This is a genomic window from Mycobacterium sp. MS1601 (assembly GCF_001984215.1).
Lineage (GTDB): Bacteria > Actinomycetota > Actinomycetes > Mycobacteriales > Mycobacteriaceae > Mycobacterium.
The window spans coordinates 3,808,824-3,831,608 of sequence record NZ_CP019420.1 but is presented as its reverse complement, the minus strand read 5'-3'; the positions used below and the strand labels follow the sequence as shown (position 1 = coordinate 3,831,608).

Annotated in this window: 22 protein-coding genes and 2 pseudogenes; 13 read left to right on the top strand and 11 right to left on the bottom strand. The window is 66.4% G+C overall.

The window, feature by feature from the left end; genetic code table 11:
* Positions 1-102 precede the first annotated feature (102 nt).
* Positions 103-465: a DUF732 domain-containing protein gene (locus BVC93_RS18680; protein ID WP_083738784.1), complete on the bottom strand. Its 363-nt coding sequence runs from the start codon at positions 463-465 to the stop codon at positions 103-105.
* 123 nt (positions 466-588) lie between these two features.
* Between BVC93_RS18680 and BVC93_RS18675 the strand changes: the two genes are divergently transcribed.
* Positions 589-1,752 (top strand): oxygenase MpaB family protein, encoded by a 1,164-nt coding sequence (locus BVC93_RS18675; RefSeq protein ID WP_192860032.1) that lies wholly within the window; start codon positions 589-591, stop codon positions 1,750-1,752.
* Here BVC93_RS18675 and BVC93_RS18670 read toward each other — a convergent pair.
* On the bottom strand, positions 1,749-2,999 hold the full coding sequence (locus BVC93_RS18670; RefSeq protein ID WP_083738782.1) for an oxygenase MpaB family protein: 1,251 nt from the start codon (positions 2,997-2,999) through the stop codon (positions 1,749-1,751). The genes BVC93_RS18675 and BVC93_RS18670 overlap by 4 nt on opposite strands.
* 107 nt (positions 3,000-3,106) lie before the next feature.
* Here BVC93_RS18670 and BVC93_RS18665 point away from each other — a divergent pair, with 107 nt between their 5' ends.
* The 5 genes from BVC93_RS18665 (at position 3,107) to BVC93_RS18645 (ending at position 7,404) form a co-directional block, all read left to right on the top strand.
* Complete coding sequence (locus tag BVC93_RS18665) at positions 3,107-3,736, top strand: TetR/AcrR family transcriptional regulator (protein WP_083738781.1); 630 nt, start codon at positions 3,107-3,109, stop codon at positions 3,734-3,736.
* A gap of 64 nt (positions 3,737-3,800) precedes the next feature.
* Positions 3,801-4,556, top strand: a complete 756-nt coding sequence (locus BVC93_RS18660; protein ID WP_083738780.1) for an SDR family oxidoreductase — start codon at positions 3,801-3,803, stop codon at positions 4,554-4,556.
* A 16-nt stretch (positions 4,557-4,572) separates the two neighbouring features.
* Positions 4,573-5,478 carry an MBL fold metallo-hydrolase gene (locus BVC93_RS18655; protein ID WP_236950019.1) on the top strand — a complete coding sequence of 302 codons (906 nt, stop codon included), beginning with the start codon at positions 4,573-4,575 and terminating at the stop codon, positions 5,476-5,478.
* A gap of 33 nt (positions 5,479-5,511) precedes the next feature.
* A complete protein-coding gene (locus BVC93_RS18650) occupies positions 5,512-6,510 on the top strand; it encodes an amidohydrolase family protein (protein ID WP_192860031.1) in 999 nt (332 codons plus the stop codon).
* A 63-nt stretch (positions 6,511-6,573) separates the two neighbouring features.
* On the top strand, positions 6,574-7,404 hold the full coding sequence (locus BVC93_RS18645) for an SDR family NAD(P)-dependent oxidoreductase (RefSeq protein WP_083738778.1): 831 nt from the start codon (positions 6,574-6,576) through the stop codon (positions 7,402-7,404).
* Positions 7,405-7,409: 5 nt separating this feature from the next.
* Here the strand turns inward: BVC93_RS18645 and BVC93_RS18640 are convergent, their stop codons facing one another.
* Entirely contained in the window at positions 7,410-8,264 is an 855-nt protein-coding gene (locus BVC93_RS18640; RefSeq protein ID WP_083738777.1) for a glycine betaine ABC transporter substrate-binding protein, read from the bottom strand.
* A pseudogene (locus tag BVC93_RS18635) lies at positions 8,248-9,341 on the bottom strand (NAD(P)-dependent malic enzyme). The gene BVC93_RS18640 and the pseudogene BVC93_RS18635 overlap by 17 nt, the downstream one beginning before the upstream one ends.
* Before the next feature lie 123 nt (positions 9,342-9,464).
* On the opposite strand from BVC93_RS18635, the gene corA reads away from it, so the two are divergent.
* Positions 9,465-10,559, top strand: coding sequence for a magnesium/cobalt transporter CorA (gene corA / locus BVC93_RS18630; protein ID WP_083738776.1), 1,095 nt, complete (start codon positions 9,465-9,467; stop codon positions 10,557-10,559).
* Between the two features lie 31 nt (positions 10,560-10,590).
* On the opposite strand, the gene BVC93_RS18625 is transcribed toward corA, so the two are convergent.
* The 6 genes from BVC93_RS18625 to BVC93_RS18600 form a co-directional block, all read right to left on the bottom strand.
* Entirely contained in the window at positions 10,591-11,160 is a 570-nt protein-coding gene (locus tag BVC93_RS18625) for a suppressor of fused domain protein (RefSeq protein WP_083738775.1), read from the bottom strand.
* Positions 11,157-12,329 carry an ABC transporter ATP-binding protein gene (locus tag BVC93_RS18620; protein ID WP_083738774.1) on the bottom strand — a complete coding sequence of 391 codons (1,173 nt, stop codon included), beginning with the start codon at positions 12,327-12,329 and terminating at the stop codon, positions 11,157-11,159. The genes BVC93_RS18625 and BVC93_RS18620 overlap by 4 nt, the downstream gene beginning before the upstream one ends.
* A 4-nt stretch (positions 12,330-12,333) precedes the next feature.
* Positions 12,334-13,158: a carbohydrate ABC transporter permease gene (locus tag BVC93_RS18615; RefSeq protein ID WP_192860400.1), complete on the bottom strand. Its 825-nt coding sequence runs from the start codon at positions 13,156-13,158 to the stop codon at positions 12,334-12,336.
* Between the two features lie 4 nt (positions 13,159-13,162).
* Positions 13,163-14,068 (bottom strand): carbohydrate ABC transporter permease, encoded by a 906-nt coding sequence (locus tag BVC93_RS18610; protein WP_083738772.1) that lies wholly within the window; start codon positions 14,066-14,068, stop codon positions 13,163-13,165.
* Positions 14,065-15,453 carry an ABC transporter substrate-binding protein gene (locus tag BVC93_RS18605; protein ID WP_083738771.1) on the bottom strand — a complete coding sequence of 463 codons (1,389 nt, stop codon included), beginning with the start codon at positions 15,451-15,453 and terminating at the stop codon, positions 14,065-14,067. The genes BVC93_RS18610 and BVC93_RS18605 overlap by 4 nt, the downstream gene beginning before the upstream one ends.
* A gap of 180 nt (positions 15,454-15,633) precedes the next feature.
* Positions 15,634-16,158: a general stress protein gene (locus BVC93_RS18600; protein ID WP_083738770.1), complete on the bottom strand. Its 525-nt coding sequence runs from the start codon at positions 16,156-16,158 to the stop codon at positions 15,634-15,636.
* Between the two features lie 150 nt (positions 16,159-16,308).
* Here BVC93_RS18600 and BVC93_RS18595 point away from each other — a divergent pair, with 150 nt between their 5' ends.
* Together BVC93_RS18595 and BVC93_RS18590 are read left to right on the top strand one after the other, a co-directional pair.
* Entirely contained in the window at positions 16,309-16,752 is a 444-nt protein-coding gene (locus tag BVC93_RS18595; RefSeq protein WP_083738769.1) for a DUF4190 domain-containing protein, read from the top strand.
* Between the two features lie 19 nt (positions 16,753-16,771).
* Complete coding sequence (locus BVC93_RS18590; RefSeq protein ID WP_083738768.1) at positions 16,772-17,374, top strand: DUF4190 domain-containing protein; 603 nt, start codon at positions 16,772-16,774, stop codon at positions 17,372-17,374.
* Here BVC93_RS18590 and BVC93_RS18585 read toward each other — a convergent pair.
* Entirely contained in the window at positions 17,371-18,327 is a 957-nt protein-coding gene (locus tag BVC93_RS18585) for an HpcH/HpaI aldolase/citrate lyase family protein (RefSeq protein ID WP_083738767.1), read from the bottom strand. The two genes, BVC93_RS18590 and BVC93_RS18585, sit on opposite strands and share 4 nt — an antisense overlap.
* Positions 18,328-18,352: 25 nt before the next feature.
* Between BVC93_RS18585 and BVC93_RS18580 the strand changes: the two genes are divergently transcribed.
* From BVC93_RS18580 to BVC93_RS18565, 4 genes and pseudogenes are all read left to right on the top strand, one after another.
* On the top strand, positions 18,353-19,639 hold the full coding sequence (locus tag BVC93_RS18580; RefSeq protein ID WP_083738766.1) for a magnesium transporter MgtE N-terminal domain-containing protein: 1,287 nt from the start codon (positions 18,353-18,355) through the stop codon (positions 19,637-19,639).
* Positions 19,636-20,202: a DUF1003 domain-containing protein gene (locus tag BVC93_RS18575; RefSeq protein ID WP_083738765.1), complete on the top strand. Its 567-nt coding sequence runs from the start codon at positions 19,636-19,638 to the stop codon at positions 20,200-20,202. The genes BVC93_RS18580 and BVC93_RS18575 overlap by 4 nt, the downstream gene beginning before the upstream one ends.
* A 72-nt stretch (positions 20,203-20,274) precedes the next feature.
* Positions 20,275-21,513 (top strand): lytic transglycosylase domain-containing protein, encoded by a 1,239-nt coding sequence (locus BVC93_RS18570; protein WP_083738764.1) that lies wholly within the window; start codon positions 20,275-20,277, stop codon positions 21,511-21,513.
* Positions 21,514-21,639: 126 nt separating this feature from the next.
* Positions 21,640-22,784: pseudogene (locus BVC93_RS18565) on the top strand (Mrp/NBP35 family ATP-binding protein).
* The last annotated feature ends 1 nt before the right edge of the window (position 22,785 follow it).

Below are 22,785 nucleotides of genomic sequence, written 5' to 3'. Positions count from 1 at the left end.
CGGCCGCGCTTGTTTTCTGCAGCAGGGTTCTTGTTTTCTGCAGCAGGGTTGTCGAAGCCCGCGGCCGCACAGCCCTGCCGTAGAAATCGAAGGTTTTACCGTCTAGATGCCGAGCAGGGCCGGCAGGATCACCGGGTTGTTGATGCGGTCACCGAGGGCGGCGACGGCTCCCGGGCAGAACAGCGAGATGGCCACGCCGGTGAACATGGTGGCCGGGCCGAGTGGGCGACCGATGGCACTGGACACATCGGCGGCGACGTCGGCCATCCGCTGGCCGGGCTCGGCGAGCATGGGGCACACCTGCTGGCCGACGGACACCGCGGTACCGGGGTCGATACCGGTGATTCCGGCTTGTGAGATGGCGGCCAGGAAGGCGTCGGCACCGGGGTCGGCCTGCGCGGGAGTGGCCGAGGCCAGCATGACACCGGCGGCCATCGCGGCCACAGCGATCGGGGTGAACTTCATGCCATGAGCATCGCCGCGAGACGGGCCTACGTTACGTCCCCCGCGCCATTACTTGCGCGAAAGCAAACATCTGGCATGGTGGTGAGGGAACCGCTCGGAACAACGGCGAACAGGAGTGCCAGCATGGAAGGCCGACCGCCCTTCCCCACCGGCAGAGGGACCCACGCGGGGGCCGCGCTGCAATTCGGGGACAGCCGCGCAGACCTGCTGCAGTGGGCGCTGCAGACCGGCGATCCCCTGGCCGATGCCGTGGCCGAGGAGATTCACGTGCGCGGTCGTCCGGCGCGCGCCTGCCTGGATGCCGGCATCAGATCGGGCCTGGCCACCGTTGCCGACCCACCTGCCGCCATCGCGGAGTTTCTCAGACACACCGAGACACTGCCGGACTTCGCCGACGACCAGCTGCTCGACACCGGGTCCCTCCCGTTCTACTCCGCACCCCCACCCGTACACATCATCTCGCTGAGCGCCGGCGCACTGATCCGCGTCTACGAATCCCCCTCCATCTCGGAGGTTCTCGCTACGACGGGGCGACTGATCGAAGGGGCAGACCGTCGCATCCGCGAAACCGGCAAGTGGGTCTCCACCGCCATGATTCCAGGAGGCCTACGCCCGGGACAGCCGGGTTACATTGCGACACTGCAGGTTCGGATACTGCACGCCAACATGCGGAGACTGGCCCGCAGCCGTGGATTCGACGAGGCCCGCCACGGCGTGGCCATCAACCAAGTTGACCTGGCGCGGACCTGGTTGGACTTCACCTACACCTCGCTGCGCGCAGAGGAGATCATGGGATTCTCCCTGACCTCACGCGAGACGCGGTCCATCTACTCCTACTGGTGGCTGCTCGCACATCTACTCGGCGTCGATCCCCGCCTGGTGCAGGGCATTTCGAACAACGAACAGGCGGCTCGGGTGGATGCGCTGCTGCAGTACGCCACCGGCGCCCTGATCGACGAGTCCGTCACGCTCGCGGCCGCAACCTTGAACTCGATCACCGACCTGCTGGGCGCGGCGCTGCACATTCCCGAGCGGCTGGGCTCCCGGGGCTTGGCGTCGCTGGCGCGCATGTTCCACGGCGACGTCGTGGCAGACGAGCTCCAGATTCCCCGATCCCGAGCTGCGGACACCGTGATCGCGACCGCGACCGAGCGGGTGCGGTCGGCCAGACGCACGCTGCGCGCAGAGCCGGCGCAGTGGGAGTCTGCACTGCAGAAGAACCTCGCTACCGCTCGGATGTCGTTGCAGGAGCGAGGTTCTGCGCTCTACGAGACTTCCGGGTCCTAACGGGACAACGTTTCCACCGGACTGTAACTACCCTTGCCGGCCCCCAACGTCCGCTCCAGTTCCCGCTGCCGCCAGTCGCGGTGCCGACGGTCCACCTGCCGCGCAACCCAGGGGCTGCGCTGACATGCCGTGTCGCGAAGGTAATTCGGCGCAAACCGCACCAGCGGAGCGAAGCGCCACAGTCCGACATCGGGGAATCCGGACTTCACGTAGGACCCCGGGGTGTAGAAGTACGCGTGCCCCAGCTGGAAGCGGTAGTTCAGCTCGGCCTTCGCCCGGGACCAGCCGCGCGCCGTTGGGTCCGGCTTGTAGGCATCCATGAACGAGTGACACAGCTTTCGGCTGTCCTCGTTGTCCTCCGTACGCTGCGCCAAGGCGATCAACCGCATGGCCCGGTAGCCGTCCTCGATGGTCTCCGGATACCACGGAGTCTCGACACCCATGACGAAGCCGATGTAGCGCCACATGTGCAGCATCGCCACGATGTCGTCGTCACTGGTGCGGTATCCCAGGGAACGAAGCTGTTGGCCGGAGATGACCGATCCGGCCATCAATGTGTTGAACATGTTGAACTGACTGATCGGGACGCCGAGGTGAGCTCGATCCCATTCCCGGTGATTGATGATGCGGGCCCGGATCATGCAGTGCAGCAGCCGCACATGCAGTGAGGTGACGAACCCCGCCCGCCCCGGCCGCATCCCCCCGGGTTCACTGACGTCGGTCCAGTGTTTGCAGGTCTCCCAGAACCGATTGAGCGCCGAGTTCCCCGTGTAGGCACCGGTGAGGATCAGGGGTTTGGTGACCGACGGGGTGCGATAGCCGGCGAAGGTCGCCATCCCGAAGTAGGGGTAGAGCTCTTTGCCGTAGCGCCGGAACACGGCGGCTCCGCGGTCGAAGAGATCCCAGTCCAGCCATTCCGGCTCCAGGTGTATCCGGGCGAAGAGCGCGACCAGCGCCGGCGATGGATCGTCGATGCTGTCGATGCCCCGCGCGACCGCGGTGTTGAACTCGTCGCGAGCCTGGCGCACCGTGCCCCGGCTCCTGGCGTCGGCGTACCAGGCATCACCGAGCCGGTCACCCTGGTCCAGCGAATGCCCCATGGCCGTGACCACGCTCGGCGGCAGATCAAGATCGGTTCCGGCGATCTTCTGTAAATGCTCGGTGAGCCTGACCGCCCCGGGTCGCTTCTCGTCTTCGAAGTAGACGAACGCGCCCGGAAGCGCTTCGTCGGTATCCACCAGCTCCATGCCGTCAGCTTACTTGCGCGCAAGCAAAAGTCAATGATCGGTCGCGGTCGGCGATGCGCCACTACCGAAGTAGCCTGATGAGCCGATAGAGAAGAGAGGGCACGGCGATGGTGGATCGCGTCCGGCCGGAGCACGAAGCGCGGCCCGTGGAGCACAAGGATGTGGCGCGACGCCGGGACATCCTGCGGGCAGCCACCAAGCTGTTCGCCGAGCAGGGATACCGCGAGACCAACCTGAACCAGATCGCTGTCGAGCTCGGCTTCCGCCGCCAGGCGGTGTATCACTACTTCCCCGCCAAGGACGAGATCCTTTACGAGTTGATCGCACAGGCAGGCGAGGCCATGATCTCGTCGTCGCAACCGATCTTCGACGCCGACCTGCCCGCCGACCGGGCACTCACCGAGATCGTGCGCAACCACGTCACCGTCGTACTGACCCAACCAGACACCTTCCGCGTCCAGTTCCGCGAATTGGACAAACTGAGCGGCGACCGCGCCGAGACCCTGCAGAAGGGGATGTTCGGCTACGTGCAGCGCGTCGCCGGGGTGATCGAAGCCGGCCAGCACGACGGACTCTTCTTCGCCGCCCGCCCCGTCACACACGCCCTGCTGATCGTCGGGATGTGCAACAGCACCACCGAGTGGTACGACCCCGATCGGGGCGGTGACTCCATCGAGGAACTGGCGGAACAGACTGCGCGCATTGCCATTTCAGGCCTGCGCAACACCACCGGATAGTCTGTACTTGCGCGCAAGCAAGGAGCTCGGTACGGTCGGGTGAGACCACCCACCAAGGAGCCCCATGACCGATCTGACCGGCAAGGTGGCCCTGGTCACCGGTTCGACGCGGGGCATCGGTCGCGCCATCGCACTGCGTTACGCGTCGCTCGGAGCCAGCATCGTGGTCAACCACGTTGACGACCAGCCCAATGCCGTCGCCACGGTGGCCGAGATCGAGCGACTGGGCAGCGCCGCGATCGCCGTCGAAGCCGATGTCGCCAGCACCGCTGATCTGGACCGGCTCTTCGAGACCACGCTGTCGCACTTCGATGCCGTGCACATCGTCGTCGCGAATGCCGGCGTCGAGATCATCGATCAACCCGCCCTCGAGGTCACCGAAGAACAATTCGATCGACTGTTCGCGATCAACACCAAGGGGGCGTTCTTCACGCTGCAGAAGGCCGGCAAACACGTGGCCGACAACGGGCGGATCATCTACATCGGGTCCAGCACCACCTGCAGTCCGTTTGCCGGGGTCGGCCTTTACGGTTCCAGCAAGACCGCGCCGCGATACCTGGTCGGCGTGCTCGCTCTCGAGCTGGGCACCCGGGGCGTTACCGTCAACACCATCCTGCCCACCGTCATCGAAGGCGCCGGGGTGTTCACCGACATCGGCGACGACGATCGCTACCGGACGATGAACGCGGGTTTTCGCCCCATTGGAGGACGCATGGGCCGACCAGAGGACGTCGCGGACGCCGCCGAGTATCTCGCCGGCGACCTGGCCGGGTGGATCAGCGGCCAGCACCTGCTGGTCAGCGGCGGCGCACAGATGTAGCACTGGGAGGTATGTCGTGACACCGGGCAGCATTGCGGCTCAGGCTTCGGTCCGCCGTTGGCAACTGGACGACCTGACGTTCACCTACGTGGTGGACGGGGCGATGTGGCTGGCCGCGCGCGCCTTCCTGCGGGCGATCCCCCAGGCATACTGGGACGCTCATCCCGACGAACTGGGGCCGGACGGCTACGTGGCGATGTCGACCGGTGGCCTGCTGGTCGAATCTCCCGACGTGACAATGCTCATCGACGCCGGAATGGGTCAGGTGGTCGCCGAGAGTTTGCTGGGCCGCAACGACTGCGGAGAGTTCCTCAACATCTTGGCCGGGCTGGGCGTCGAGCGCGACGCCATCGACGTGTGCGCCCTGACCCACCTGCACGTCGACCACGCGGGATGGACGTTCACCCACGACGAGGGCGGGTCTCGACAACCCAGCTTTCCCCGCGCGAAATACGCGATGGCCGAGGCGGAGTGGGTACCGCTGCTGCGCGGGGAACATCCGCTCGGCACGAGCGACCGGGAGGCGGTGCTGGACCCGCTGCGCGAGCACCCGAATCTCACCCTGATCTCCGATGGGGACGAGGTCGCGCCCGGCGTGCGGGCGCTCGTGACTCCGGGGCACAGCGCCGGCCACACGTCCTATGTCATCACGTCCGCTGCCGGGAACAGACTGATCGCCTTCGGCGACGCCTTCCACGTTCCGGCACAGCTCGGCCATCCCGAATGGGGCTCCGCGCCGGACGTCATGCCGGCGCTGGTGCCGGCGGCGCGGGCTCGACTTCTCGACGAACTCTGCCGGCCCGACACCTTCGCGTTCGCGATCCACTTCGGCGACCAGCCGTTCGGGCAGGTGGTGTGCGACGCGGACACGGCGCGCTGGCACCCTGTGCCCACCGATGTCGTGTCCGGCCCGCCCCGCTGACACCACGCCCGACTGTTCGGAAAGGAGCAGGGGTTGCCCACGAACCTGCGACGACGCACCGGCGGCACCCTCGTCGACGTCCATGCCCACTACGGGCCGCCCATACCGGAAGCTGCGCTCCCGGACATCGAGGCCGCCTACCGACGGGCCAACTTCCTGGCGCCTCCGGCCAGCTCGTGGTCACCGGAGCAGGCCATCGCGTTCATGGACAGCTACGCGATCGGAGTGCAGATGCTGTCCAATCCGAACCAGCTGTCGGCCGGTTCCGCCCGCCGGTACAACGACTTCGGCGCCGACGTGGTCGCCCGGCATCCAGACCGATTCGGACTGCTGGCCAACGTGCCACTGCTCGATCCTGCCGCCGCACTGACCGAGATCGCCCGCGCCCGAGACGAACTCGGCGCCGACGGCTTCGCGCTCATCACCAACTACGACGGGCGGTACCTGGGCCACCCCAGCTTCGACGAGGTCTTCGCCGCGCTCGACGACGGCGCTGCAACGGTGTTCGTGCACCCGGTGGACCCCGCGGGCTTCGACCAGTTGGCGTGTGGACGGCCGGGGCCGGTGATCGAGTTCCCCATGGACACTGCGCGCACCGTCATCGATGCGCTCTACGCAGGGGTGTTCCGGCGCTATCCGCGCATCAGGTTCATCATCGCCCACGCCGGTGGGGTTCTGCCGACACTGGCGACCCGGGTGGCGACCACCGGCATGCTGCCCTGGGTGCCCAACCCCCGGAACCTGAGCGCCGAGGAGGTCCGCAGCCAACTGGCCGGGCTCTATTACGACACCGCCTTGTCCGCGCACCCCAACTCGTTGTTGCCGCTGCTGGAGACCACCTCCGCATCCCACGTGCTCTTCGGGTCGGACTACCCACCGGCCGGCGATACCGTGATCGAGGCGAACATGCAGCTCCTGCGCGACACGACGGTGCTCGACGACGGCCAGCTCGCCGCCATGGCCAGCACCGCGGCCACCCTGTTCCCCCGGCTGGCGTCGACGCCGTCAGGATCCGCCATTACCCGCCGGTAGCGATACCGGCGGTACCGACTAAACTCAACACAAGTCGAATAGCGATCCGAAGGAGTGTTGGGTATGGAGGGCTTCGCCGGGAAAGTCGCCGTCGTCACGGGCGCCGGATCGGGTATCGGTCAGGCACTGGCCATCGAACTGGGCCGACGCGGAGCCAAGCTGGCCATCAGCGATGTCGACACCGAAGGACTGGCCGTCACCGAGGAAAAGCTCAAAGCCATCGGGGCCCCGGTCAAAGCCGACCGGCTCAACGTGACCGAGCGCGAGGCCTTCCTGCTCTACGCCGACGCGGTGAAAGCACACTTCGGGAAGGTCAACCAGATCTACAACAACGCCGGCATCGCGTTCACCGGAGACGTCGAGATCAGCCAGTTCAAGGACATCGAACGGGTCATGGACGTGGACTTCTGGGGCGTGGTCAACGGCACCAAAGCCTTCCTTCCGCACCTCGTCGAATCCGGCGACGGCCACGTGGTCAACGTCTCCAGCCTGTTCGGCATTTTCTCGGTTCCAGGCCAATCCGCCTACAACGCAGCCAAATTCGCGGTTCGCGGGTTCACCGAGTCACTGCGCCAGGAGATGCTCGCCAAGAAGCGGCCCGTCGCGGTGACCTGTGTGCATCCCGGCGGCATCAAGACCGCGATCGCCCGCAACGCCACCGCCGCCGAGGGGCTCGACCCGAAGGAACTGGCGCAGGTCTTCGACAAGAAGCTGGCCAACACCACCCCCGAGCGCGCGGCCAAGATCATCCTCGATGCCGTACGCAAGAAGAAGGCCAGGGTGCTCGTCGGTCCCGATGCCAAGGTGCTCGACGTCATCGTCCGCATCACCGGCTCGGGTTACCAGAAACTGTTCTCCTCGGCGATGGCCAAGGCGCTTCCCGGCACGCACTGAGCTGGTCAGCGGCCGATCGGGTTGTCGGCCAGCCAGGCATCGGCCACTTGACGGGGATCGGCACCGTCGGCCACGTCGGCACGCATCCGCTTGAGTGAGGCGGTATCCAGCACACCGGCCACCTCGTTGACCGCCAGCACCTGTCTGGCTGTCAACTCATTGCGGCGGTAGAGCGGTACGGCGTTCTCGGCCCGGATCAGCACCGGTTTGCCGTCGGCCAGCATCACCACATCGCCCGGCACTCCCGGATCAGCCGTGGTGGTCCATGCCACATTGATCTCGCCGGCCTTCAACGCGTCAAAAAGCGCGGCGTCCGTGGGAAATTCGCGTGGCGGCGGTAGCGCGCAGCGGCCCACCTTCAGAGGCGGAGTGACCCCGCGGACGGTACCTGCGGACACCTCGTCGCACGACGACACCAAAGCTTCGAGATCACTATCGCCCCAGGCCGCCGCGGTGGCTTCGGTGACGGTGGCAGCGGGCTTGTCCTCGGCCGCGGTGGTGTAGTCCCCCGCCGCCAGCCCTTCGGGCAGCGTTCCCACCATCTCGTCGTACACCTCGTCGTCGGCGCGCACCGAGGCGCCCGGCGCGAACGTCTCCAGCAGGGTGCCGGTGAAACCGGGCACCACGGTCAGCGTGCCGGAATCGAGTCCGGCCATCGGGTCCGGCGTCACCTCGACATGGGCCGCCGTGCCGTAGGACCGCAACGCCGCTGCGTACAGGTTGGCCAACAGCTCGGACTCCGGGCTGGGGCCCGCACCGACCGCCAGGGACACACCATCGGACTGCGGGGCGCCGCAGGCGGTGAGCGTCACCACCAGTGCGGCGAGCGCGAAACGGCGCAGATCAGTTGTCGGCCTCATCGACAGCCGATGCTACAGCGGCCGCCACTGCGGGTCCCACCCGCGGATCCAATGGACTGGGCACGATGTGGTCAGCACGCAGATCGTCGCCAACGACCGAGAAAATTGCTTCTGCCGCAGCCACTTTCATCCGTTCGGTGATACGCCTGGCGCCGGCGTCCAGCGCACCGCGGAACACACCGGGAAACGCCAGCACATTGTTGATCTGATTGGCGAAATCACTGCGGCCCGTGGCCACCACGGCGGCGTACTTCTTGGCCGCGTCGGGATGGATCTCCGGGTCCGGGTTGGACAACGCGAACACGATGCCGCCCGGGACCATGGTCGCGATGATCTCCGGGCACCACTCCCGCCGACAGGCCCAGGAACATGTCGGCGCCGTCGAGTGCCTCAGCAATGCCACCGGTGCGCCCGGCCGGATTGGTGCGTGCGGCCAGTTCGGCCTTGGACGTGTTGAGATCGTCACGGCCGGTGTGCACGATGCCCTTGGAATCCAGCACCGTGATGTCGGTGATGCCCTTGGCCAGCAGGATGTCGGCGCATGCCACGCCTGCGGCTCCGGCGCCGGAGATCACCACCCGTAGGGTGCGCATGTCCCGGCCCAGCACCGTGGCCACGCCCTGCAACGCGGCGAGCACCACGATGGCCGTGCCGTGCTGATCGTCGTGCATCACCGGGCAGTCCAACGCCTCGATGACACGGCGTTCGATCTCGAAGCACCGGGGAGCGGAGATGTCCTCGAGGTTCACCGCACCGAAGGTGGGTCGCAACCGCACCAGGGTTTCGACGCCTCCATCACCGGCAGCGACGCGGCGGCGCCGATGTTGCCGAGACCGAGGACCGCACTGCCGTCGCTGACCACCGCCACCAGTCGGTTGCCCAGGTGTAGCGCTTGGCCAGAGTCGCGTCGGCGGCAATCGCCCGGCTGACCTGGGCGACACCAGGGGTATAGGCGATGGACAGGGCGCGCCGGGTGTCCAGTGGTGACTTGAGCTCCACCGAGAGCTTTCCGCCCTCGTGCGCTGTGAAGATCTCCTCGTCGTCGATGACGAGGTGACGGTTTGCAGATTCAGCCACGAACGTCACGTTACTTCACCTAACTACCCAACCGAAGGGGGTTGCGCCACCATGACGAACAACTCCGTACACCTGCCGCGCGTACCATCTGCCCGAGATCACCGATTGAGGAAAGGCCTGACGATGCCCACGTTTCGTGCCCGTCCGCAGTCGCTGCTCAACAAGAACGGGGCCAAACCCGAGGTCGACGCCAAACGCATCCATGTCCCGGTTGCCAGGGCCATGGTGGACTGCGGCATCTACGTCGACGGTGAACGCCTGCCCGGCAAATACACCCACCTGGCCGCACTGGAGAAAGTGCGTGACATCGAGTGCACCGACCACAAGACGTTCGTCTGGATTGGCCTGCACGAGCCCGACGAACACCAGATGCAAGCAGTGGCAAAGGTTTTCGATCTGCATCCGTTGGCCGTCGAGGACGCCGTGCACGCCCATCAGCGTCCCAAACTCGAGCGTTACGACGATACGCTCTTCCTGGTGCTCAAGACGGTGAACTATGTGGCGCACGAATCGGTGGCCGCCGCCCGCGAGATCGTCGAGACCGGCGAGATCATGGTGTTCGTCGGGCCGGATTTTGTGGTGACGGTGCGCCACGGTGAGCACACCGGGCTGGCCGGAGTACGCCATGCGATGGAATCCGAGCAGAAGCACCTGGCGCTGGGGCCGTACTCGGTGATGCACGCCATCGCCGACCACGTGGTGGACAGCTACCGCAGCGTCACCGCGCTGATGGAGTGCGACATCGACGCCATCGAGGAGGACGCGTTCTCCACCCGCAACACCGACATCGCGCAGATCTACATGCTCAAACGCGAGGTGGTCGAGATGCGGCGCGCCATCGCGCCGCTGTCGATCGCACTGCAGCGGCTCACCGAGCACAAGGACCTGATCTCCAAGGAGATCCTGCGCTACTTCCGCGACGTGGTGGACCACCAGAATCAGGCCGCCGATCAGATCAACAGCTACGACGAGATGTTGAGCTCACTGGTGCAGGCCGAACTCGCGAAGGTCGGAATGCAGCAGAACACCGACATGCGCAAGATCTCGGCGTGGGTGGCCATCGCCGCCGTGCCAACGATGATCGCCGGCATCTACGGGATGAACTTCGAGCACATGCCGGAATTGCAGTGGACCTGGGGGTATCCCACGGTACTGCTGGTCATGTTCACCATCTGCACGTCGCTGTACCGGACGTTCCGCAAGAACCACTGGCTCTAGTGGCAAGGCGAGCCGGCGCGATCGGACCTGGCTAGAGGCGAGCGGGGTCCCGCACGTCCACGCCGTCCTGCTCCCAGGTGCGACGCAGTTCGTCGATTCCCTTGAGCCGAACCCAGGCTGCCTCGTTGGCCGAGATGGGGGTGGCCGACAGGAAGACCACCGGCTCCCGCGGAGGATCCAGTGTGGCATCGGGGATCTCGCTACGGCCGAGCACCACCGCGCTGACCCTGGCACCCTCCCACAACGTGGCGCCCAGATCGATCAGGGCGTCTTGCTGCAGGACCACACCGTCGACGGCCGGGGTGGCAGCCAGCAGGGCGATGGCCCTGGCGATACCGGGAGTGGGAACGGAATCACGAAGGCTGACAACCAGTTCGGCGCGTGGCCCATGGAGCGGGTCGGCGGCGAGCTGCGTCGGGTCCCCCATCGGGTGACGGGAACAGCCCAGCGACACATAGTGCACCAGCCCGTCGGGACCCGGACCGAACCTCAGTATCTCGATCCGCTCGACGCCCAGGAAGGTGACGCTGGCCGAGTCGGGCTCGGCGCCGGCGAAATGCCCGCGCAGATGGGCGCGGACGATGTCGAGTACCTGCGTCATCGTGACGGCGGGACGCTGAGGTTCGCGCCCGAATCAGCATCGAAGAGCACCAGTTTGGAGGTGTCGAATGCCAACTCGACATCCTGGTCCTTGGTGGCCCTGGACTCGGTGGACACCCGCGCGACGAACTCGTTTTCGTCCGCGCCGGATTCCGCGGCCAACTCGGTCAACTGCTCGGCCCTGGCACCGCTGCCTGATGTCGTGAAGTACAGGTACTTGTCGGCGCCCAGCGATTCCACCAGATCCACCGTGACGGTGAAGGTCAGCGCACGAATCCGGGCGTAACCGTCCAGCACCGCCGCATCCTCGAAGTGTTCGGGGCGGATGCCGGCAATCAGGTTCTTCGACGAGGGATGCTGGGCCAGCAGGTCATCAGCCTCCTGCGTCAACGTCACTTCGCCAAACGGCAGCATCACCCCGATGTCGGTGCGGGTGGCAGGGAAGAAGTTCATGGCGGGAGACCCGATGAAACCGGCCACGAAGAGATTGGCAGGACGTTCGTAAAGCTCAGTCGGCGTGCCGATCTGCTGAGCCACACCACCGCGCATCACCACCACCCGGTCCCCCAGCGTCATCGCCTCGGTCTGGTCGTGTGTGACGTAGACGGTGGTGGTTTTCAGACGCTGCTGTAGCCGCGCGATCTCACCGCGCATCTGTACCCGCAGCTTGGCATCCAGATTGGACAGTGGCTCGTCCATCAGGAACGCCTTGGGATTGCGAACGATGGCGCGGCCCATGGCAACTCGCTGGCGCTGTCCACCCGAGAGCTGCGACGGCTTGCGGTCCAGCAGCGCAGTCAAGTCCAGGATCTTCGCGGTGTCGTCCACCTTTCTGGCGACGTCCGCTTTGGCGCTGCCGGCGAGGGTGAGTGGGAATGCGATGTTCTCACGCACGGTCATGTGCGGGTACAGCGCGTAGGACTGGAACACCATGGCGATGTCGCGGTCCTTGGGCGCCTTGTCGTTGACGCGGGACCCGTCGATCAGCAGGTCACCGGAGGTGATGTCCTCGAGCCCGGCGATCATGTTGAGGGTGGTGGATTTTCCACACCCTGACGGTCCCACCAGGATGATGAACTCGCCGTCTGCGATGGAGATGGAGAAGTCCTTTACGGCGATGGCTCCGTCGGCGTAGGTCTTGTTGACGTTCTGCAACACGATTTCTGCCATCGCGCTATCCCTTCACGGCACCGGAGGTCAGTCCCGCGACGATGCGTCGCTGGAAAATCAGGACAAAGATGATGATCGGAATGGTGATCACAATGGCTCCCGCCGCGATGGAGCCGGTGGGTTCCTCGAATTGTGAACTGCCCGTGAAGTTCGCGATGGCCACCGGAGCGGTGATCGCGGACGTGGTGGCAGTCAGCGACAGCGCCAGCAGCAGATCGTTCCACGCGAAGATGAACACCAGGATGGCGGCGGTGACGATGCCAGGCGCAGCCAACGGCGCGATGACCTTGCGGAACGCCTGACCCGGTGTGGCGCCGTCCATCTTGGCAGCCTTCTCCAGATCCCACGGGATCTCCCTGAAGAACGCCGAGAGGGTGTAGATGGCCAGCGGCAGCGCAAACGTGATGTACGGGATGATCAGGCCCGGCCAGGTGTCGAACAGCCCCAGTTGCCGCTCGATGTTGAACAACGGTGTCACCAGCGAGATCTGGGGGAACATGGCGATCAGCAGTGCCACCCCTACCAATACCTTCTTGCCCGGAAAGGACAACCGGGCGATGGCATAGGCGGCCATGGCGCCGATCACCACGGCGATCACGGTGGTGATGAGCCCGATACCGATGGAGTTGACCAGCGCGGAATTGAACGCGTCTCCGGCGAAGATCGCCCGGTAGTTCTCGAAGGTGATCTCCGACGGAATCAGCTTGCCGTCCTTGACACTCGACGTCGGCTTCAACGACAGCGACAAGATCCACAGCACGGGGAACAGCGCGTAGGTGACCACCAGGACGTCGATGATGATCCACCCGGCGGCGCGGCGGCCGGTCACTTGCTCAGCCACGGTCAGCATCCGATCCCGGTGCTGCGGCCCCGAAGAGTTTGATGAAGATGAACGCGATGATGGCCACACAGAGGAACACCAGCACGCTGATCGCCGAACCCAATCCGAGGCTGAAACCCTTGAACAGGTTGTTGTACCCCAGGATCGACACCGATGCGGTGTCGTTCGAGCCCGCGGTGAGCACATAGATGTTGTCGAAGATCCGGAACGCGTCCAAGGTGCGGAACAGCAGCGCCACCAGAATCGCCGGCTTGATCATCGGCAGGATGATCCTCGTCAAACGTTGCCAGGCACCGGCACCGTCCATCTGCGCGGCCTTCAGCAGATCGTCGGGCACCAGCGCCAATCCGGCCAGCAGCAACAGCGCCATGAACGGCGTGGTCTTCCACACCTCGGCGAGCACCACGATGGCCAGCGACGGGATCTGCTCGGTCAGCGGAGCCGATCCGTCGGGCAGCAGATTCGCCAGGTACCCCGTGCCCGGGGTCCAGGCGTAGTACCAGCTGTAGGACGCGGCGACGGTGACGATGCCGTAGGGAATCAGGATCGCGGTGCGCACCAAGCCTTTTCCGAAAATGGTGCGATGCATCACGAGCGCGAGCGCCATACCGAGAACGAACTCGATGGCCACCGAGATCACGGTGATCGACAGCGTCACCCCGAAGGCCGTCCACCAGTACCCGTCGGTCAGCACCGTGACGTAGTTGGACAGGCCGACGAATTCCACGTCGTCGGGGGTGGCCAGGTTGTAGCGCTGCAAGCTGAGCCACACGGCATACCCGATGGGATACCCGGTGACCGCGACCATCAGGATGACGGCGGGTGCGATCAGCCAGTACGCCAGGCGCCGTTCGGATTTCTTGTCATCGGTGAGCGCGGCCTTGGTCGAGGACGTCATGGAATGAGCCCCTTGCCGTCGATCGCCTTCTGAACCTGCTCGGTCAGTTCGTCAGCCATGCTCTCGGGATCGATGTCGGTGATCGGTGCCAGCGTCGCCGACATCATGGTGGACACCGACTGGTACACCGGAGTCGCCGGCCGGACCGCAGCGTTGGTGAGCTGTTCGCGAATGATCGCGTACTGCGGGTACTTCGCCTGGAACTGAGGATCGTCGTAGAGCGAGGTGCGCACCGCGGGCAGACCGCCTTCGATGGAGGTGAGCTTCTGGTTTTCCTCGTTGCGGATGCAGCGGATGGCCTCGAACGCCTCTGCCTTGTGCTGGCTGGTACTGGCCACCGCGAGGTTGAGCCCACCCAGCGTCACCCTGGCCGGTTGCCCCTCGCGCACGCCTGGGTAGTTCGCGAAGCCGAACACTTCCTGGCTGGCCTCGTAGGCTGCCGCGAACTGTGCGTCGTCCGGCGAGAAGGACCCCGCCTCGTTGATCGCCGCCTGCAGATCGGGACGCTCGTCCAGCGGCAGGAAGGACACCCCGCCCTTGATCGCGTTCTCCAGCATCGAGGGAAGCACGAACGGCCAGTTGACCTCCAGAGCCGCGTTGCCCTGCTCGAGTGCCAATCGTGCGGTGCCCTCGTCGGTCTGGGTGATCGACGGATCCGCCCCCGGCGCGGTGGCCACTGCCTTCATGACCGACAGGGCCTTGACCGTGGCCTCACGGTGTTCAGGGGTGTCGGTGAGAGTCACACGCTTGCCGTCGTCGGAGAGCACCCGCCCCCCGGCGCTTTCCAGCAACGTGTTGAACCACACCACCAGGCCTTCGTACTGCTTGGCCTGCAAGGCAATCCAACTGGGCTCACCCGCGTCGTGCAGGCGGGTGGCCTCGGCCACCATCTCATCCCAAGTGGCGGGCGGCTCGGCCATCAAATCGGCGCGATACCAGAGCAACTGAGTGTTGGTGGTCACCGGCGCGGCATACAGCTCGTCGTTCCAGGTTGCAGTCTCCTGCGGACCGGGAAGTGTGGTGCCCGTCACATCGGCCACCGCCTTGCCTGCCGGGTCTTCCGAAAGCGGCACGGCCCAGCCGGCTTCGGCGAACTCCGCGGTCCACACCACGTCGAGGGCCATCACATCCAGGGTGCGGTCGTTGCCGGTCAGCCGGCGTGCCAGCTGCAGCCTCTGATCGTCGGCGCCCTTGGGAAGACTGATCTGTTTGATGGTGAACGTGCCGCCGAGTTGCTGGTTACAGCGCTCGGAAACCGCAGTGAACGTCGCCATCTCGCTGGCCGGGGTATAGAAGCTGACCACCAGACCGCCAGGGCCCGAGCTACACGCCGAGACCAACGAAGCCGACGTGAGAGCGGTCAGCGCGGCTGCGCCGAATCGCATGACAACCGCGGCACGTCTGGATGCGACCACGGTTGCACACCGCCTTCCGGCTCACGGGCGCGGGCTGGTCCCGCGCGTGAACCGTAAAGCGACAGGACGGTGAGATGCAACACTCCCCGCGCTGTGAGCGCCTGAATCGACGGCAGGCCAAAGAGCTCAGCAGATCTTCAAACCAGCCCGTTACAGCGTCAGGCGCGCCAGCATGTCGCGGGCACGTTCAGCGTTCTGCGGGTCGCACAACACGTCGTACCGGCCGGCCACGAGCTGCATGGTGGAGCTGAAATCCCTTGTGCCCTTGGCCATCGCGTACGGGATCGCCGAGGTGATCAAGCCGAAGAAGATACCGGCGATCAGGCCTGTCAGCAGCGACGACCACGGATTGGGGCTGAAGAAACCGAGGACCAGGCCGATGAAGATACCGAGCCACGCGCCGGTCAACACACCGCCGCCGAGTACCTTGGCCCAGCTCAAGCGACCGGTGACGCGCTCGACCTGCATCAGGTCCACGCCGACGATGGTCACCTGTTCGACGGGGAAGGCGTTGTCGGACAGGTAGTCGACGGCTTTCTGCGCCTCGGCGTAGGTGGGGTAGGACCCGATAGGCCACCCCTTCGGAGGCGTCGGCAACCCCACAGGAGCACGCCGGCCTCGCGCACCGCCGGCGGCGCCGCCCGGCGTCTGCCCCGACTGGAACGGACTGGTCATAGCTCGTCATCCTCCTCTAGACACACGATTTCGGCCAGTGTTTCCGGTGTCCGTGCGCCTGCTTCTCCTTGGTCAACGAGACAACCGGGGCTTTGGTGCCCTGACCTTCGATCCTGCCGCTTCACCAGCGCATACGATAGGTTGAGGAGCATGACCATGCCCGGCGGAGACTCCGGCGACAAGCCGGATGAGCAGTCAGGCACGGACCCGTCACCCGAGCAGTCTGGCCTCGAACCGCCCCCGCCGCAGTACCCGCCGCCGGGCAACTATCCGCCGCCGCCCGGTTATCACCAGTACGGCCCGCAGTACCAGCCCGGCTTCCCCGGCAATGACCAGTACGACTACGGGTACGCCCCACCGCAGCGGACCACCACCAACACGATGGCCATCGCCTCGCTGGTGACCTCAGGGCTGGGTATCGTGCCTTTCTGCGGCGGCATCCTCTCGATCGTCGGCATCGTGCTCGGTGCCGTGGCACTGAGTCAGATCAAGGAGACACGGCAAGAGGGTTACGGAATCGCCGTCGCCGGAATCGTCGTCGGTGTGGCGATGCTCATCGTCGGACTAATCTGGACCATCTTCGCGCTTCGTTGATGCTGGGAGCAGGCACCTCATGACCAACCCGGAACCACAGTCGGGCGGAAACGAGTACCCGTCGCTGGAGAACTCGCCCCCGCAGGCCGATCCGTACGCGCCGGTCGACTATCCGGCGCACTACCCGGATCCCGGATACTCCCCGCCGTCGCCGGGCTATCCGCCACCGACCGACAGTGGATATCCGCCTCCGGCCGGCGGTGGGTATCCCCCGCCGGCGGGCGGTGCGTTCCCGCCGCCGAGCGCGGCCGGCTACCCACCCAACGCGGGTGCCTATCCCCCGCCCTACCCGCCGTATCCACCGCACCCCGGTGCGTATCCGGGTTACCCGGTCTACAACCCGTACGACCCCTACGGCCAGGGCAAGCCGCCGGGCACCAACGGCAAGGCGATCGCCGCACTCGTCACCGCCGTCGGCGGTCTGCTGCTGTGCGGGCTGCCGTCCATCGCCGGCATCATCTTGGGCATCATCGCCATGCGTGAGACCAAACAGACCGGCCAGGACGGCTACGGTCTGGCACTGGCGGGCCTGATCATCGGCAGCCTGGTCGTGGTGTTGGGGATCCTGTACATCGTGTTCCTCGTGGTCATCGCCGCCGACACCTCCAGTTACCCCTATTAGCTGTCCGGGGTGAACGGCGGCGACTGGCGCTGCATGCCGGCGGCGCGGCCTTTCCCGGCGATCACCAACGCCATCTTGCGGCTGGCCTCGTCGATCATCTCGTCGCCGAGCATCACCGCACCGCGTGCACCGCCGGCGGTCGAGGTGTGCCACTCGTACGCTTCCAGGATCAACTCGGCATGGTCGTAGTCGGCCTGGCGCGGGCTGAAGAGTTCGTTGCCCGCCGCGATCTGGTCGGGATGCAGCACCCACTTGCCGTCGTACCCGAGCGCCGCCGCGCGGCCGGCCACCTTCCGGAACGCGTCGGTGTCACGCACCTTCAGATACGGCCCGTCGATCGCGGCCTTCCCGTGGGCTCGGGCCGCCACCAGGATCGTCATCAGCACGTGGTGATGGGCGTCGCCGACGTCGTAGCCCTCCGGCTGCTCACCGACCACCAGGGTGCGCATGTTCAGGCTCGCCATCATGTCCGCAGGCCCCAGGACCAGCGCGTGAACCCGCGGGTGGGCGGCGATCGCGTTGATCTGGGTCAACCCTCGGGCGTCTTCGATCTGGGCGTCGATGCCGATGCCGCCGACTTCCAGTCCGTGGGTGTGTTCCAGCTGGGTGAGCAGCAGGTCCAGCGCGGTGACGTGCGCGACGTCGGTGACCTTGGGCAACACGATGACGTCGAGGGCGTCCCCGGCTCCGGCCACCACCTCGATGACGTCGGCGTGGGTCCACGGTGTGGTCCAGTCGTTGACCCGCACGCCGCGCAGCTGGTGCCCCCAACCCGGTTCGGCCAGCGCGGCCGCAACGACGGGTCGGGCAGCGGCCTTGGCCTCCGGCGCCACCGCGTCTTCGAGGTCCAGGAACACCTCGTCTGCGGGCAGGCCCTTGGCCTTGTCGATGAATTTGCGGCTGCTGCCGGGAACTGACAGACACGTTCTACGGGGTCGATAGGCGGTGTTCACCCATTCACTCCTACCCTTTGTAGTTATGGCGTCGGTCAACAGGGTCTATGCAGCCCGCCTAGCGGGCTTGGGGGTTCTCGGCCCCGACGGCGAATCGCTGGGCCGGGTGCGCGACGTCGTGATCAGCATCAGTATCGTGCGCCAGCAACCACGAGTACTGGGTCTGGTGGTCGAATTGCTCTCGCGCCGAAGAATTTTCGTGCCGATTCTGCGCGTCACCGCCATCGAACCGCAGGCGATCACCCTCAACACCGCCAGCCTGTCGCTCCGTCGTTTCGCGCAGCGGCCCGGCGAGGTGCTGGTGCTCGGCCAGGTGCTCGACACGCGGGTCCGCGTCAACGACCCCGAACTGCCACAGCTGCAGGCCGTGGACGTGGTGGTGGTCGACCTGGCCATCGAACCGGTGCGCTCCCGGGACTGGATGGTGACTCGGGTGGCCGTGCGCAGCCATCGGCGGCTCGGCCGTCGCACCACGGTGCACGTCGTGGACTGGCAGAACGTGCACGGCCTCACCCCGTCGGCACTGGCCATGCCGGGCCAGGACGTCGCGCAACTGCTGCACCAGTTCGAGGGGCAGCGTCCCATCGAGGTCGCCGACGCCATCCGCGAGTTGCCTTCCAAACGGCGCAACGAGGTGGTCAACGCTCTCGACGACGAACGGTTGGCCGACGTGCTGCAGGAGCTCCCCGAGGACGACCAGACCGAACTGCTGATGCAGCTGGGCACCGAACGCGCCGCCGACGTGCTGGAAGCCATGGATCCCGACGATGCCGCCGACCTGTTGGGGGTGATGAACCCCGGCGAGGCCGAGGTACTGCTGGCCCGGATGGATCCCGAGGACTCCGACCCGGTGCGACGGCTGCTGCAGCACTCCCCCGACACAGCGGGCGGTTTGATGACGCCGGAACCGGTGGTGCTCGCCCCCGACACCACCGTGGCCGAAGCCCTGGCCCGCGTCCGTGATCCGGACCTGACCCCGGCGCTGTCGTCGTTGGTGTTCGTGGTGCGGCCGCCGACGTCCACGCCGACCGGCCGCTACCTGGGCTGCGTCCACCTGCAGCGGCTGCTGCGGGAGCCGCCGGCCTCGCTGGTCAGCGGCATGATCGACAAGGACCTGCCCAGCCTGACACCGGACACCTCGCTGGCCGGCGTGACCCGATACTTCGCCGCCTACAACCTGGTGTGCGGGCCGGTGGTCGACGACGAGAACCACCTGCTGGGCGCCGTCACCGTCGACGACGTGCTGGACCACCTGCTGCCCCATGACTGGCGCGAGCGCACCGACGAACCCGAATTGGACCCCGCGCCGTGAGCGAATCCAGCAGCAGCCGGGACCGGCTGGCTACTCCGCGTGTCTACCGTCGGCGGTTCACCCCGAGGATCGACGTCGAGGCGGCCGCGCGAGTCAGCGAGTCCATCGCCCGCTTCCTGGGGACCGGCCGCTATCTGGCCATCCAGACAATCGTGGTGATCGTCTGGATTCTGCTGAACATGGGTGCCTTCGCCTGGCAGTGGGACCCCTACCCGTTCATCCTGCTGAACCTGGCCTTCTCCACGCAGGCCGCCTACGCTGCTCCGCTGATCCTGCTGGCCCAGAACCGGCAGGAGAACCGCGACCGGGTGGCACTCGAGGAAGACCGGCGACGGGCCCAGCAGACCAAGGCCGACACCGAGTTCCTGGCGCGGGAACTGGCGGCACTGCGACTGGCCGTCGGTGAGGTGGCCACCCGCGACTATCTGCGCCGTGAACTCGACGAGATCCGCGAGATGATCGAGGGGATCGAACCCGCGCTCGCCAGGACCGAACGCCAGGTGCGCAAGACGAAAAAACAGATCAGGCAGAACCCGCCCGGTAGCCCCTCCAGTCAACCCTGACAAATGTGGCCACAGGTGTCACAGGACTATGTATGGTGACTGAGTTCACACGGTCTCACCCAGGACGGTCCAGTGCGCATACCGGGACACGGTCTCCCTGACGCGCTGAAGTCTGCCCGCCGCAAGGTTTCCCAAGGGCCCAAGGCCTCCGTACTGAGTGCCGCGGCACTCACACCCCTGGTCCTGGCAGCGGCCGTCGGCGCCTCCGCCCCCGCTATGCACCCGGTGCGTGAGGAGGCCATCACTCCCCTGGCCGCCGTCGCACCCGTGGACATGTCCGGGCCCTTGGTCATCTCGGTGAAACGACCGCCGACCCACTTCCGCTTCGCCGCCACCACCAATTCCGCGCCACCTCCGCCCATGGTGGTTTCCGCACCCGGGACGCTGCGGATCCCGACGATGGCGCTGTCGGCGTATCGCAATGCCGAAGTGATGATGGCTCGAGCCCAGCCGAACTGTGGCGTCAGCTGGAATCTGCTGGCGGGTATCGGACGCATCGAGTCCATGCACGCCAATGGCGGGGCGACCGACGCCCGGGGCACGGCGACGCGGCCCATCTACGGCCCAGCCCTGGACGGGACACTGCCGGGCAACGAGGTGATCGTGCACAGCACCCAGGCCGGTCGCACCGTCTACGCCCGCGCCATGGGCCCCATGCAGTTCCTGCCCGGCACGTGGTCGCGGTACGCCTCCGACGGAGACGGAGACGGCAAGTCCGATCCGCAGAATCTCTACGACTCCACCCTGGCCGCCGCCCGCTACCTGTGCAGCGGCGGGTTGAATCTGCGCGATCCCGGTCAGGTGATGACCTCGGTTCTGCGGTACAACAATTCGGTGGCCTACGCCCGCAACGTGCTGGGCTGGGCGGCCTCCTACGCCACCGGCGTGGAACCGGTGGACCTGCCGGCGATCACCGGGTCGGTGCCCGAGCTCATCACCAACGCCCACCTCGACGGCGGCAGCGGCATCGGCCCCGACTTCCCCATGAACGCGGCCGGTTTGCCCGCAGGCGATCCGCTGGCGTTGACGCCGCTGAGCCTGTCGCAGACCGATGTCGCCAACCGCTTGCCGGTGCCGCCCGGTCCGGCTGACACCGGCGGGCCACCGGCTGCCGCGCCGTGCGCGATCTTCTGCATCGTCGACACTCCCGCAGCGCCGGCATTGGAAGTGCCGGGGCTGCCGCCTGCTCCCCTGGCGCCTCCGCCGCCTCCGCCGCCGTGGGCCAATCTGTTCGCCCCGCCTCCACCGCCTCCTCCGCCGCCGGCACCGGCACCGCTGGGGCCACTGCCAGGGCCCGCACCCGGCGCCTGACGCTTCCGCTTCGCCCTCCCCGGACTCGTCCCTCGCCCGGCTCGTCGACCCGCCCCACACACCAGCCGGGCCCTCCCTCCCCGGACTCGTCCCTCGCCCGGCTCGTCGACCCGCCTACACTCAGCGGTGATATGTCTCAAAGCAGCGACCTCATCCCCGCCATCCGTGCGGCCCTGGCCAAGGTGATCGATCCGGAACTACGCCGACCGATCACCGAGCTCAACATGGTCAAGAGCATCGACGTCGGCGCCGACTCCGCCGTGCACGTCGAGATCTACCTGACCACTGCCAGCTGTCCCAAGAAGTCCGAGATCACCGAGACGGTAACCAAGGCCGTCGCCGATGTACCCGGCACCGGGGCTGTCAAGGTCGCCCTCGACGTGATGAACGACGAGCAGCGCACCGAACTGCGCAAACAGCTGCGCGGAGACTCTCCGGAGCCAGTGATCCCATTCGCTCTACCGGGCTCTTTGACGCGGGTGTACGCGGTGGCCTCCGGCAAGGGCGGCGTCGGCAAGTCCAGCGTCACGGTCAACCTGGCGGCGGCCATGGCCGCACGCGGCCTGTCGGTGGGCCTACTCGACGCCGACATCTACGGCCATTCCGTCCCGCGGATGATGGGCACCAACGACCGGCCCACACAGGTCGAGTCGATGATCGTCCCGCCCGTCGCCCACGACGTGAAGGTCATCTCGATCGCCCAGTTCACCCAAGGCAATACTCCGGTGGTGTGGCGCGGCCCGATGCTGCACCGCGCGCTGCAGCAGTTCCTCGCCGACGTGTACTGGGGCGACTTGGACGTGCTGCTGCTCGACCTGCCACCAGGCACCGGCGACGTGGCCATCTCGGTGGCGCAGCTGATCCCCGGCGCCGAGATCTTGGTGGTCACCACTCCCCAGCTGGCCGCCGCCGAGGTGGCCGAACGTGCAGGCGCCATCGCTTTGCAGACGCGCCAACGCGTGGTTGGCGTAGTGGAAAACATGTCGGGGTTGGTGCTGCCCGACGGCACCACCATGCAGGTGTTCGGGGAAGGCGGCGGCAAGCAGGTCGCCGAGAGCCTGTCACGCTCCGTGGGCGGCGATGTCCCGCTGCTCGGTCAGGTCCCGCTGGACCCAGCGCTGGTGAACGCGGGCGACTCCGGCGTGCCGCTGGTGCTCAGCGCACCGGATTCGGCTGCGGGGAAAGAGCTTCGGGGCATCGCCGACGCACTCACCGCACGCAAGCGCGGTCTCGCCGGAATGTCGCTGGGCCTGGACACCACCCGGCGCTGAG